Annotated in this window: 18 protein-coding genes; 14 read left to right on the top strand and 4 right to left on the bottom strand. The window is 34.4% G+C overall.

What is annotated here, in order from left to right; all coding sequences use genetic code 11:
* Window positions 1-109: 109 nt before the first annotated feature.
* The 8 genes from MHB45_RS27665 (at window position 110) to MHB45_RS27630 (ending at window position 4,941) form a co-directional block, all read left to right on the top strand.
* Window positions 110-685, top strand: coding sequence for a YitT family protein (locus MHB45_RS27665; RefSeq protein ID WP_338567188.1), 576 nt, complete (start codon window positions 110-112; stop codon window positions 683-685).
* A 210-nt stretch (window positions 686-895) separates the two neighbouring features.
* Window positions 896-1,237 (top strand): hypothetical protein, encoded by a 342-nt coding sequence (locus MHB45_RS27660; RefSeq protein WP_181151581.1) that lies wholly within the window; start codon window positions 896-898, stop codon window positions 1,235-1,237.
* A gap of 54 nt (window positions 1,238-1,291) precedes the next feature.
* A complete protein-coding gene (locus tag MHB45_RS27655; protein WP_048682493.1) occupies window positions 1,292-1,480 on the top strand; it encodes a hypothetical protein in 189 nt (62 codons plus the stop codon).
* Window positions 1,481-1,675: 195 nt separating this feature from the next.
* On the top strand, window positions 1,676-1,876 hold the full coding sequence (locus MHB45_RS27650) for a helix-turn-helix domain-containing protein (RefSeq protein WP_048682497.1): 201 nt from the start codon (window positions 1,676-1,678) through the stop codon (window positions 1,874-1,876).
* A complete protein-coding gene (locus MHB45_RS27645) occupies window positions 1,864-2,187 on the top strand; it encodes a hypothetical protein (protein WP_048682500.1) in 324 nt (107 codons plus the stop codon). The genes MHB45_RS27650 and MHB45_RS27645 overlap by 13 nt, the downstream gene beginning before the upstream one ends.
* Window positions 2,188-2,562: 375 nt before the next feature.
* On the top strand, window positions 2,563-3,039 hold the full coding sequence (locus MHB45_RS27640) for a hypothetical protein (RefSeq protein WP_048682504.1): 477 nt from the start codon (window positions 2,563-2,565) through the stop codon (window positions 3,037-3,039).
* Window positions 3,005-3,613 carry a hypothetical protein gene (locus MHB45_RS27635; protein WP_048682507.1) on the top strand — a complete coding sequence of 203 codons (609 nt, stop codon included), beginning with the start codon at window positions 3,005-3,007 and terminating at the stop codon, window positions 3,611-3,613. Before MHB45_RS27640 ends, MHB45_RS27635 begins: the two co-directional genes overlap by 35 nt.
* 1,142 nt (window positions 3,614-4,755) lie before the next feature.
* Window positions 4,756-4,941: a hypothetical protein gene (locus MHB45_RS27630; protein WP_048682513.1), complete on the top strand. Its 186-nt coding sequence runs from the start codon at window positions 4,756-4,758 to the stop codon at window positions 4,939-4,941.
* Window positions 4,942-4,953: 12 nt separating this feature from the next.
* Here the strand turns inward: MHB45_RS27630 and MHB45_RS27625 are convergent, their stop codons facing one another.
* Window positions 4,954-5,610, bottom strand: coding sequence for a MerR family transcriptional regulator (locus MHB45_RS27625; RefSeq protein ID WP_048682517.1), 657 nt, complete (start codon window positions 5,608-5,610; stop codon window positions 4,954-4,956).
* 441 nt (window positions 5,611-6,051) lie between these two features.
* Between MHB45_RS27625 and MHB45_RS27620 the strand changes: the two genes are divergently transcribed.
* The 5 genes from MHB45_RS27620 (at window position 6,052) to MHB45_RS27600 (ending at window position 9,521) form a co-directional block, all read left to right on the top strand.
* Window positions 6,052-6,528 carry a hypothetical protein gene (locus MHB45_RS27620; RefSeq protein ID WP_048682521.1) on the top strand — a complete coding sequence of 159 codons (477 nt, stop codon included), beginning with the start codon at window positions 6,052-6,054 and terminating at the stop codon, window positions 6,526-6,528.
* A 227-nt stretch (window positions 6,529-6,755) separates the two neighbouring features.
* Window positions 6,756-7,121 (top strand): ankyrin repeat domain-containing protein, encoded by a 366-nt coding sequence (locus tag MHB45_RS27615; protein WP_053087381.1) that lies wholly within the window; start codon window positions 6,756-6,758, stop codon window positions 7,119-7,121.
* Between the two features lie 367 nt (window positions 7,122-7,488).
* Window positions 7,489-7,932 (top strand): hypothetical protein, encoded by a 444-nt coding sequence (locus MHB45_RS27610; protein ID WP_048682525.1) that lies wholly within the window; start codon window positions 7,489-7,491, stop codon window positions 7,930-7,932.
* Between the two features lie 240 nt (window positions 7,933-8,172).
* Window positions 8,173-8,316 carry a hypothetical protein gene (locus MHB45_RS27605; protein WP_153246113.1) on the top strand — a complete coding sequence of 48 codons (144 nt, stop codon included), beginning with the start codon at window positions 8,173-8,175 and terminating at the stop codon, window positions 8,314-8,316.
* Window positions 8,317-9,002: 686 nt separating this feature from the next.
* Window positions 9,003-9,521, top strand: coding sequence for a DUF4367 domain-containing protein (locus tag MHB45_RS27600; protein ID WP_053087382.1), 519 nt, complete (start codon window positions 9,003-9,005; stop codon window positions 9,519-9,521).
* An 85-nt stretch (window positions 9,522-9,606) separates the two neighbouring features.
* On the opposite strand, the gene MHB45_RS27595 is transcribed toward MHB45_RS27600, so the two are convergent.
* Window positions 9,607-10,014, bottom strand: a complete 408-nt coding sequence (locus MHB45_RS27595) for a hypothetical protein (RefSeq protein ID WP_048682532.1) — start codon at window positions 10,012-10,014, stop codon at window positions 9,607-9,609.
* A 958-nt stretch (window positions 10,015-10,972) separates the two neighbouring features.
* Here MHB45_RS27595 and MHB45_RS27590 point away from each other — a divergent pair.
* Window positions 10,973-11,458, top strand: coding sequence for a hypothetical protein (locus tag MHB45_RS27590; protein ID WP_048682536.1), 486 nt, complete (start codon window positions 10,973-10,975; stop codon window positions 11,456-11,458).
* A gap of 25 nt (window positions 11,459-11,483) precedes the next feature.
* Here MHB45_RS27590 and MHB45_RS27585 read toward each other — a convergent pair whose 3' ends face one another.
* Window positions 11,484-12,083, bottom strand: a complete 600-nt coding sequence (locus MHB45_RS27585) for a hypothetical protein (protein ID WP_048682538.1) — start codon at window positions 12,081-12,083, stop codon at window positions 11,484-11,486.
* 73 nt (window positions 12,084-12,156) lie between these two features.
* Window positions 12,157-12,354, bottom strand: coding sequence for a hypothetical protein (locus MHB45_RS27580; RefSeq protein WP_048682545.1), 198 nt, complete (start codon window positions 12,352-12,354; stop codon window positions 12,157-12,159).
* Window positions 12,355-12,708: the final 354 nt, after the last annotated feature.

Here is a 12,708-nt window from a genome sequence, read left to right as displayed (position 1 = left end):
TGTCACGCCCCTTTTTAAAAAGATTGCTTTCAACTAATTACACATCTTAGCCTCATTCTGAAATCATATGCTTGTACATATATTAGCCATAAACACATGATAAAAGGTGATGTATATTTTTCAGAAAATCACGGCTATTATTATAGGAAGTCTATTATTGAGTATCGGAATAAACGGCTTTTTAGTTCCCCATCATTTATTAGATGGAGGGATTACAGGCATTGCCCTCATCATCCATTATTACTTTGAATTTCCGACAGGTTTAGCTATGTTCCTTTTAAGTATCCCTCTGTGTATATTCGCCTGGATCCATGAACGAACATTTTTTTATAATAGCTTTCTCGGTTTAATTGTTGCTTCTATATTCATTGATTGGCTAGAGCCTTTAAGAAACCAATTTTCTCTTTCTATTTTTCCGAGTATGTTAATAGGAGGGGGATTGATTGGAATTGGAGTAGGGATCATGCTTCGATATGAGGTAAGTACCGGAGGAACCGATTTGTTAGCCCAATTTATATCGAAAGCTATGTCCGTAAATATAGGGGTCGTTATTTTCATAATAGATGGTCTAATTGTAACGTCGGCGTTTAAAATGTTAGAGTTAAAAGCTTTTCTTTTTTCTGGATTAACAATTTGTATGATTGGAATCATTACATCTATAATGGCAAGGCCATCGAATAGGTAAGGAATGGAACCATTTTGAATGATTTCATTTCAATACACCTTCGACCGGTTGATTTTACTATTTTAATAAATAACTTATTTCATAAGGCGATTGATAACTTGACTTGAAGTTTATGGTCCTTCAATTGGTATACAAGCTGTCTACCTTGCTAAGTATGTTTTCATGGTTTGTGGCAGAATAGGATTTGTCTTTTTATTAAGAAGCATAGAGATGAGCCTTGTAAAAATGTTTACTTTTATCGGGAAGGTAATTCTGCTTTTTGGTCTAGTGATTTTGGCCCTGCGGTGTATGGGAAAGACTGTACTGGCTCAGTTGACCCCGCCTGATTTGGCGGCTATTGTGTTTGTTGTCACGTTGTCCGTCAGTCCTATCAAGACCAACGAAATTGGACAGACTATTGCAGGAATCATTACCATTGTCTTAATGTATCTGTTGTTTTCTAAATTAAGTCTTTTTCGCTGGTTAAATCAAATGTTCATTGGCCATCCAAGCATTTTAATCAAACATGGGAAAATTTCCAAAAAAGACTTGCGAAAAACTCGCTTTTCTTAGTAAAGTCAATAGGTGGCAAGTGTTCAAAAAGGGTGTTCAATGGGGGGGATCAAAATGAAATACATAGTTAAAGCATTTGATTCAGATGGGAAAGAGCATGGATTTTTGAGTACGGGAATGGAGGAAGAAGGAAACGAGGTTTCCTTTGATAATAAAAAAGCAGCTGAAGCATTTATCGAAGGAATTAAAATTAGTTTGCCTAGTACTTTTCAATATAAAATCATTCCGGAACCTCGGCCGTAATAAAGAAGAAATTCAGGATGAATGGAAAAATATGCTTGATAAAGAAATAGACATTGTGGTCTTGAATATGCCGATTCTGGACACTCGGAAATATAAGGAGCTTGAAGGGATCGGCCAGCTTGTTTCTGACTGCCAAGTGAAGGTATTGCGCTTGCGAAACAAAAGGGAATTTATAAAGGTGGCTCAAAAAATATCATGCAGGTGCAACCGGTCAAGCAAAAAATTATCTATGATGAAGTTATCCGGCTACTAAAATCTGGTCAAAGTATCCTGGGGATTCAAGAGAAAACCAAGTTAGCAAGAAACACAATTTATTCGATTAAAAAGGATGAAAAACCAAACAAAGAAGCAAAAAGTCGAAATGATGGAAATGGAGTGATAGGATGGAATTTGTGAAAAGTACGTTTCACTGTAATCGATGCGGTCGTGTTCATGAAGAGAAAGAGGTCTCTGATTTTTTAGGGAATTTATTTCATAACATGCAAGTCTACTTTGGTTATGCGAGTCCTTTTGATGAGGATATTGTGAAGTTTAGTATTTGTGAGCTCTGTTTATTTGAATTTTTCAGGAGTTTTAAACATCGGCCAATTGTAGATGAGCAAGATCTAGTCGATTGTTTTGACGTCTGTAGAACACAAGAGAGTCCTTATGTTGGAAGAGCTCATATTGAAACTTATAAGCGATTGGAAAGTCTAGAAAAAAAATAAGAATGATCAGTGGAAAAGAGCACCCTTATTTCAGGTGCTTTTTTGAATGTTGTTATGGAATTATAGCATTCTGACTCTAAGATACTACTTCATTTTATTTGTGAGGCTTCTTATTGGGTACTGCCCCCAACTCTTTAGCAGCCTTTTTACCAGCCTTTGCAATCTTTAATGCTAGTTCTTTATCTAACTTTTGTTTGGCCATTATTCAATCTCTCCTATACATGGTTTTGTAGTACCATTATGGCCTTTATGATTTTGATTTATACGTGGTCTACTCCTCCCCCCTACCTCATACATTAAATTGAGTAGAATTATGGGATTGTGATTCTCGGAAATTACTAATTTATTTATAAAACAGAAGCGGGGGGAAGGAAGATGAAACACAAACCGATTGCTCCATTATTGATAGATCCAAACAAGGAACCCTTAAAAAAACCTTCAAATGTTCATTCTAAAAGCTCTTCTGGTGATCGAAAAACAAGATTTGATAAATCTGCTCCCATGAAATTTCCTGTGACTGAAGATGAAAATAGGCAATTCAGGCGGTTGTATCAGTCTTTAAAAAACGAATTACAAGCAGAAAGTATCACACAATTTTTCACAATGCTTGTCAGGTTTGGATTAAGACATCCTGAAATATTAGGGAAACCCTCTACATACAAGAACACGGAAACACATAAAACGGTTAAACCAAATCAAATTGAAAAAGGGTTGTTGACTAGTCTCTCTATTGAATGGAATGTATCCGAAAGGAAAACTCTTCACGGGGTCGTATTCTCTGTATTACGTTATATCGAGAAAGGGGGGCATTTAACGCGTGAGAAAGTACAGCCGTTTAGACCTAATAAATAATGGTGTTATCGATCATGCCGGTAGTCTCATACACCGATTGTTTGAGTCAAAGCATGCTCGGTTGAATATAAAGGTTCCTCTTTACGATTTAAAGCGCGCACAGGTTTTCGTAGGGACCATTAACGAGATTATTGAGGATGAAGTAGATAATATTTTTACTTTAGAGGAATTAATTTATATGTTCTATTTAGATTTCCTTCGTCAAATTGATCGAGGAATGAATCTTGACACATTGGCTAAATGGATTAGAAGTATTCAAAAAGATGAGATCGATTCAGACCTTGAAATTAACCATTACCTTCAGGAGAAAAAAGAATTAAATATAGAGGATTTAAAACAGCATTTCAAAAAAAGAAATACAAAGAAAGAGGAATATACGTATATAAGTGTAAAAATAGAAAAGCAACATGTACTTAGAGGGGAAGTACTTCTTCATGATTTGCACGAGCTTTATCCTGACCTTCATTTGGATGTGGAAGAATTTTTAACTTTACGATTCAAAGACATTATGAGTCAGATTAAATCCGGTGATTATCAAATATTAAGAAACATTGTAGAACTTCTTACTAATTGATGTGTGATGTATAGTGCAGCACAACAACCCGAATCCAAGAAGGAATTCGTACAGAATTTTCAAATTTGTACGTTTGAAAATTTTAGGTATTAGAACAGTGATGTGTTCAGAAAAGGACACTTTTGGAACAAATAATTGCGTTTATGAAATTATCAACAGGTTGGCTTTGGATAAAGTTGTTTTTAGTAGTGGGAAATGTAAGTTTATGGAACTTTGGCTATTGATTAATATGGCTTTTACAATTGATGGTTATTCAAGAAACAAACTTATAGCTCACAGTACGACTAAATCATGACATAAAAAAAGTAACTATTCTCGGAAAAATAGTTACACAATGAAAATGGAGATTTTATTAAGGTTTATGAGCAATGATTTTCTTTTGATCCAGTTGTTTTATCACCGCTGCGAGACTTCAGCGACTATTTTATCTAATCGTTCATTAAACTTTTTATCTCGTTCTTTTTCATATTTAGATTTTTTTTAAGACGCTCCATTAAAACGCGGATCAATTCGGATTGCTTTTCTATGGTTTTGTTTTGTTGGTCCATTCTATCCGTTACAGCTCGTTCAAGACGCGTTATATCAGAGGGTATAAGTGTATCGGTAGGGAATACAGAATTACTTTCATATATTACTACAATTGACTTTGCGGCAGATTCAAGGGTTATGCCAGGGCGGTTCCGTTGCTTTATAAGTTTTTTGAACATCATAATGTTTGAATCGGTATAAGTACGGTTCCCTTTTTCGTCTTTCTTGAAGTTATAGCCGTTTTGTTCCATACTTGGTTACGGTTTGTCTTTCTATACCTATATAATCTGTGACTTCCCCAGGAGAATAAAGCCTTTCTATTTGATCTATACTGTTTATACGTTATAAATACCATTTCTTTTAATTACAATTAGGATTATAACATTCTACAGCAACCGTTTTTTCCTCCTTCATTGGTTCATTAACTAATGCTCTCTATAGAAGATAATGGACAGACACAAACGCGACAAAATTCGTAAGGCAAGGGTAAAGAGTGGGGATTTTTGGAGTAATTTTCTCTGAAAAATACTACCTGGCCCTTTCCTGGAGAATAGCAATTTTTGTTTTGTAACGAGAACCGGGGGTTTCTTTAAACCATTTAAGGGAGAGTTTATATGAGTTTAGAAAAATATTGCTTGTATTGTCAGAGAAGATTCCCACAGGTTGAATGGCTAAAACCTCTTTATAGTTGGACCAATGTGGATCTTGAAGGATATTTTTGTGAGCAGCATTATTATCAAGTTAAAGCTTTCAATGACCGTCAAAAGAAAGCGTATGAGGAATATAATAAAACAAAATAAGGGCGTCATTGTTCACTTTCCGAAAAGTCGAGCAATGAAGCCTTTTTTTTCTGTTTTTTCTGCTTCTCTTTCTGCTTTAATAGTTTCTATTTCCTCCACAGCAGCAGCCACTTCTTTTTTAGTGGATTCCACTTCTTCCTTGGCCATTAATAAAAGCTGTTCGTCTTTCTGTTCCAGCTTCTTTACCACAGCAGCGGATACTTCAGCGACTATTTTGTCTAACCGTTCATTAAACCTTTTATCTCGTTCTTCTTCGTATTTAGATTTTTCGTTTAAACGTTCCACTAAAACACGGATCAATTCGGATTGTTTTTCTATGGTTTTGTCTTGCTGGTCCATTCTATCTGTAATATCTTGTTCAAAACGCGTTATGTCAGAGGTTAGGGTTGTATCGGAAGGAATTATACCTTTACTTTTATATATTGTTACAATTGACTTTGCGGCCCCTTCAAGGGTTATGCCAGGGCGGTTCCGTTGCTTTATAAGTTCTTTGAACATCATAATGTTTGAATCGGTATAATTTCTATTTCCTTTTTCGTCTTTATGGAAGGTATAGCCGTTTTGTTCCAGCAGCCGCGCATACTTGGTTACGGTTTGCCTTTCTATACCTAGATAATCCGCGACTTCTCCAGGAGAATAAAGCCTTTCTATTTGTTCCGTATCGTCCATAACGTTAAAAATCCCCCTTTCACTTTAAATTACAATTAGAATTATAACATTCTATTGAAAGAGATTCTTTTCCTTCTTCTTATTATGAAAAGAAACGTCCGAAAATGGCAAGTTACGCGGCATACATGGTAAGGTGCGCGAAAACGTTAAGTCGTTCTTATTATCTATTAGGCGTCCGAAAACAGTAATTTGTGCGACATATATGGTAGTTCGGGCGACATAATAAGTAAGGAGATGATTTGGATGTATTTCAAGTACAAACAAAAATAGGAATTAGTATTATGTTAACTAGATTTGTATAGAGTATTCATTTGATACTTGAGGATATTGGAATAAAGAGAGAGGTTAGTCAAAAAGGAATTGTATGTGAATTGGTTGAAATAATTAACAAAGGCAGAGAAAAACATCGTCTTTATAAATGGGGAAAAAGGGGGATGAATATTGAAATGGTTTACTTCTTGTATTCTTTTATTTTTGTTTGTTTTAGTGGGCTGTTCGAATGAGACAGAAACAGTAAAACAAGAGGATTGGAAAGTAAGTCCGACGTTGACCAGAGAAATCGTTGTTACTGATAAAGGAGATAAAGGTGAATTTGTTTTTAGCATAGAAAATAACGGAAAATTAGGAGTACAACAACCTGATCCTGATAATTCATTTATTGTGGGTAAACCTAATAAATACTTTTGGATGTTTTGGGGAGATAAAGAAACATTAACAAAGCCAATAATGATTGTTGGTATAAGTAAAAAATCAGGAGAATCACTAAACGTTTTTGAAATTCCTCAAGGACAATCATCATTAGCACCACTTTATGGAGCCGATCATACAATGCCCTCTTCGATAAAGCTGCCAGAAACAGGTTTGTGGCGATTAGAAGTTCATTTTGGTGAGGAATTGGAAGCATCATTGTTAACGTAAAGGAAAAATAGAGTCTGTTGAACTAACGAACAAGCAGCGAAAAGGATCTTCCAGCTGATTCTATAACGATGTTTATGTAACCTAGATTTGTATAGAGTATTCATAAGATATTTTGGGGTTTTGTTCAATTGAATATTCGAAATTTTAAATAATTGTATAAAGAAAAAGGCAATTTTGTTAGGGAAAAGAAATTGTATAAATACAAAAATTTTAATGGAGGATTTAATATGAGTGCAAATGTGAGTGAAGTATTTCAAGCTATCGAAACAAATGATGCTAATGCATTGAAAAAAGCAATTATTTCTTACCCAGCCTTAGTGAATGCTGAAAATGAGCAAGGATTAACTCCTCTTGGATTTGCGTCGCATTTTGGTAATAAGGATTGTGTACTAGTCCTATTAAATTACAATGCAGATTTTAATGCCGTTTCACATTCTAAGATAGAATATATCCCTTCAAATACAGCTCTTCATGCAGCAAGTGCAGGAAAACGGAATTTAGAAGTCATTGAACTACTTTTAAATAATAAAGCTAAAACGAATATATTTGATAGCAACGGTCACACAGCTCTACCATACTGCTGCATTTCATGACAATAACACAGAACTGATTAGTCTTCTTATTACAAATCTAATTTACACAATGATTCTTATTGGCACTGAAAAAAGGATTTTCCAATGAAGATCCTTTTAGCTACTTGTTCAATTAAAGCGTCCATTCGTGAAACAAGGGAAATTTTATTAAGGTATTAGGCTGGTTCAACATACTGTCGTAATTGTTCAGCTACTTGATTGTTTCCTTGTTCTATTGCTAATTCCATTGCAGTTTTTCCGCCATCAACCTTTGCATGAACAGAAGCTCCATGTTATAGAGTATTCATGTCTAAAGGCCATGTTTAGGATGAATTAACTTTTAAAATAAAGGAAAACTAAAATATCCAAAAAAAACGAGGTGATTCTAATGAAAAAGTTAATTATATTATCTTTTGTAACAATGATTGTGTTTTCCACTAGTGTAACTGCTAATGCAAAAGAAGCTATTCCAGAAAGAGTAGACGGGTATTTCACAACACAGGACATTTTATCGGCTATTATTGAACCGAAATTAAACAAGATTGTTAAAGATCAATACGGGAGAGAAATGCTTGTTACCCCTATGAAGGTAAACGAGGTTTATTTTATGGATAAACTTAAATCCACTAAAGGTAAGGATACATATGAAGGTTGGATAGAACTAGATATGTTTATCATGGTCGGTGAACGAAAAACGGATGAGAATTTTAAGATGGACAGAGTTGTATTAAAAATAGACGCACCAAATATCGGTGGAACAGCACCTCATTTAATTAGCGATGAAATAGAAGGTATTCAAGTTGAGTTAGCTAAGTATTATAAACATAAATAGCATAAAAAGGATCTTCCTGTCGGGAAGATCCTTTTTCAATGCCAATAACATCTGATTATGTTTTAACTATAGTCCCTTACAAACGTGGTTTAGGTTGCCTTAAAGGCAAGTAGTATATCTTTTAGTTTTTCCCCCTTGTTTTACTAAAGGGGTACGCGACAAGTTCTGTTATAAGCGCTTTGTAGCGTGAAATACAGGAAGTTTACTTGATTAACTTCAACTTTACAACGGAGGATAGGTATGATGGAACTATGTTTCCTGAAACTATCCCATCAATACTCCTGCGTGCGTCATGATTGTCAGGTCATGGGGTATGAAGCACAGGTGGATTCGGTTGAACGAAGGCTGAAGCCATTCCTATGGAAAAGGTATGCTGATGGATAGACCGCATGGATGAAAAACTAGACAAGGTGAGAATGTTCCACCAGAAGGGACTGACGAACTTCCGAACGTACGGGTCTAAAGTAGAACATAGGAAAAGCCAATGTACCATCCATCGATGGGGTGAGTGGTGTTGAGTAAAAATGCGCCCTCTGAAATACGCTATACCGAACAATGGCGGTATCCAGCTACTAAATCACAAGAAAAGAATTCATTTTGATCAATCTTTATTTCAAAGCTACATCTGCTTCAAAAAAAACGGCGTCTAAAAGTTATATATTTTCAACAAATGCGTCTTATAAGGTGTGTCAGGAAAATGGAAAGGCTAAAAAGTTGCATCTTCTAAATATGAAAATAACTAATACATTATATAAACTGGAGATTGTACTAAAAGATAGAAAGGGTGAAAAGTAAGTATAAAGAAAAACAGCCTAATGACTGTTTTTTATGAAATTTTTAAGAAATGAACCAATACAGAGAAGAAGCATGAATATAGTGTGAACCTCAACTTAGATGATAGTTGTTTCCTCCTTATTTGCTTACTGTGATTTTACATTAAAAAGACATAGCCCAGGTAACAAAAAGTATTGTTCCATTGCCATTATTATTTGCTTTTAAACGATTTGTTGAATATAAAATAATAATTATAAGAATCCTAAGGTATATAAAATTAGTCCAGGAGGAGTTTAATGCGAATATCAAAAAAGAAATATTTTTTTGTCTTATTTTCATCTTTAATTATAGCTTTAACTTGCTTAACACAAATTACAGATGCTCAATTTTCAACTAAAGAGAATATTGCTAAGTTAAACAAAATTAAAAAATCAACTGATTTTAATCTTTTATTGCCTTCTGAAGACATATCAAAAGAATGGGTATTGGAAATTAAAAACCCTGAAAATGAGTCTAATAAAGTAAATTTTGTTCATTTGAATTATCTAGATAAAACAGATACGTTTTTAAAAGTTTCTATAACCGAAACTAAAGCAAAAAATGATTTCAAAGAATTAGATGATTATGGCGAAACTGTAAAGATTAAAGATATGTTGGGTGTTTTTCATGCCTTAACACCAACTGAAAAGGAAAAAGATGTACAAGGTGGAACTTTAAGTTGGATACAGGATGGAACAGTAATTACAATTTTCAGTTCAAGACTATCTAAGGAAAAGCTAATTGAAATCGCTTCTTCAATGGAAAAACCTAAATAAATAAAAAAGATGTATAGAGCCACATTTGAAGTGGCCTATACATCTTTTTTATTTATAGTCACAAATTTTCAAGTTTAGATATTACTTACCAAATACTACCTCCGTTGCTAACAACATAATACCAACCCTCTGTATCATTATTAGTCTCAGATCTCCATGTCAGAGTATAATCACCTGCTGGTATACTAGTCATGCTAAGTGTAGAGTTAAAATCACCGTTCACATATTGGGTCCTCACTACCTTACCAGTATTAGCATTTTCTAAAGTCCATTTTGTATATGCTTTTTGACCACTATGTATACCCTGTTGGAAGAGGCGTATGGATATAGTCCCACCCTGATGGTTCTCAATAGTGCAGCCAGACCAATCTCCAATGCTGTCTGGTCTGACTGGCCATGTCTTACTGACGGCTGCATCAGCGGAAATAGGAATAAAAGATAGCCCCATTAGCAAGACAAAAAACACAACGACATTCCTTTTTAATACTTTCATAAGACCATCTCCTCTAATCTATTAATATATTTCCAATTGTAACATAATATACCAATTTGTAAAATTATTTAAATATCAGTAACATTTTTGTAATATCAAATTTTACGTACACCTTTTTTTACAAATGTCTAAAAGTTAAAAGTTTTAGACGATTCTGTTTAGTAGCAAGGGGGATACCCCACCAGAACCGCAAAATAAGTAAAGAATAAGTACTAAAATTGCAAAAATGACGAAAAAACCGCATAATATTAATATAAATAAAAAGGCTTAAAGTGTCCCTCAACACTTCAAGCCATAAAATTAAACTGCTAAGTTGATGATAGAGATAATAACAGTTAAAAGAGCGCAGACCGCAATTACTGTATCTTTGTCCATTTAATCACCACCATTCGTGATAATGGTCTATGTACTAGATAAGTGCATAGGCCTTTTTTCTATAAATTAATTATAAGGTACAAAAAACGCTAATATCAAAGTGATAACTAAAATTATATTATTCTTTTTGGCATTTGTATCATATTGCGTCGTCAACTTTTAGAATATTATTCTCAAACAGTGGTAAAGGCGGAGTTCTGTTATTAGGATTGTAATATACTTTCATTGTTGTCCTTTTTAAAAATTTTATACATAAATTTGCTCATTTTGTTATTGATTAGGCAACCTATAGTAAGGCTAACAATTTTAAGTTTTGGATGTTTCTATCCACAATAAGAAGAAGGAAAAGATTCATTTTAGATATAATGTTATAATCCTAATTGTAATTCAAAGAGGAAAGGTTTTTTTTCCGTTATGGACGATACGGAAAAAATAGAAAGGCTTTATTCTCCGGGGGAAGTAGCTGATTATCTAGTATAGAAAGACAAACCGTAACCAAGTATGCGCGGCTCCTGGAACAAAACGGCTATACCTTCCATAAAGACGAAAAAGGAAACCGTAATTATACCGAACAAACATTATGATGTTCAAAGAACTTATAAAGCAGCGAAACCGCCCTGGCATAACCCTTGAAGCGGCTGAAAAGTCGATTGTAGCAATATATAAAAGTAAAGGTATAATTCCTTCCGATACAACCCTAACCTCTGACATAACGCGTTTTGAACAAGATATAACGGCTAGAATGGACCAGCAAGACAAAATCATAGAAAAACAATCCGAACTGATCCGCGTTTTAATGGAACGTCTAAACGAAAAATCAAAATATGAAGAAGAACGAGATAACAGGTTTAATGAACGATTAGATAAAATAGTCGCTGAAGTATCTGCTGCCGTGGTAAAAAAGCTGGAAAAGAAAGAAGAACAGCTTTTATTAATGGCAAAGGAAGAAGTGGAATCCACTAAAAAAGAAGTGGCTGCTGCTAAAGAGGAAATAGAAACTATTAAAGCAGAAAGAGAGGCGGAAAAAACAGAAAAAAAAGGCTTCATTGCTCGGCTTTTCGGAAAGTGAACAAAGGAGCCCTTATAGCTTAAAGTCAAAATGGTTGTTTAGCATCATCTTTTATAAGTAAACCAAAACAAATAGTACGAGTTCCTTGTTTTCTGCTAGCGATATGAGTTGTGATATAAAGACGATACCCTTTTAGGTCTTGTAATGCCGATAACTTTTTGATGGTGGGAGTGTTGAGTATAATAAATTCAAGTGTTGTATCTCTCGTCGGTTTTCCAAGAGTATAGAGATCTTGTTGTACATATAGCCTAGGCGTTAATTGTAATTTTTTTAATAGATCCTCTCTCTGAAAAGTTGTCAGTGTTATTAAAGAAAAATTAGCACGTGGACTTCTTTGTTGAACACTTTTCAACCAATGATTTTTGGTAAAGAACCTTTCAATCACTGCTTCGTTCTTTTTAAATTCGTATAGGATATTAACTTCTTTTTGGAGGTAATCATCTGCGATGTCTATTTTATCTTGAAAAATCCTCACTTTCTCATCGTGAATTTTTTGATTTTGTTGATGCTTTTCAGTATGAATCTTATTGATTTCACGGTCTTTTTTCTTCTGTTTTGCTCGTTGATCTACATACTTAGATACCTCTTTATAAAAGATTTTTGAAAACATCTTTTCGAAACCCATCAAAACATCTCCTTTCTAAAACGCATTTTACACAAAAAAATTCCTTAAAAATACTAACTAACCAGAACGCATTTTAGTGAAGGTCTTGTTTATTTTTTTTGTAATCTTCATAGGCTTTCTTTTGACGGTCATTGAAAGCTTTTACCTGGTAATGGTGCTGCTCACAATAATATCCTTCCAGCTCACCATTAGTCCAATTATGAAGAGGTTTTAGCCATTCAATCTGTGGGAATCTTCTCTGACAATACAAACAATAATTTTCTTTACTCATATAAGCCCCCTTAAAAGAAAAAACCTCCAATTAAAGTTACAAAATGAAATAGCTATTCTCCAGGCAAGGGCCAGGTAGTATTTTTTAGAGAAAATCACTCCAAAAATCTCCATCCTTTACCCTTGTCTTACGAGTTTTGTCGAGTTTGTGTCTATCGCCAAGCCGAACATACCCAAAACGAGGATTAAGATATCCGGCTTGCTCTGCCAATCGTACCAAGCAACGATTGCAGGCCCCGTATTAAGCTTAAAGGCTAGTACGGGGTTTTATTTTGCCATGAATAGAATTCGGGTTCCCGGTACAGTATTTAGTACACCTAAATGTCTCCGCCCCTGTGGGTTTGCAGGGGAATAC

Source organism: Peribacillus sp. FSL K6-5616 (assembly GCF_038008245.1).
Lineage (GTDB): Bacteria > Bacillota > Bacilli > Bacillales > DSM-1321 > Peribacillus > Peribacillus frigoritolerans.
The sequence above is the reverse complement of the archived record's forward strand: the minus strand, read 5'-3'. Positions and strand labels throughout refer to the sequence as shown.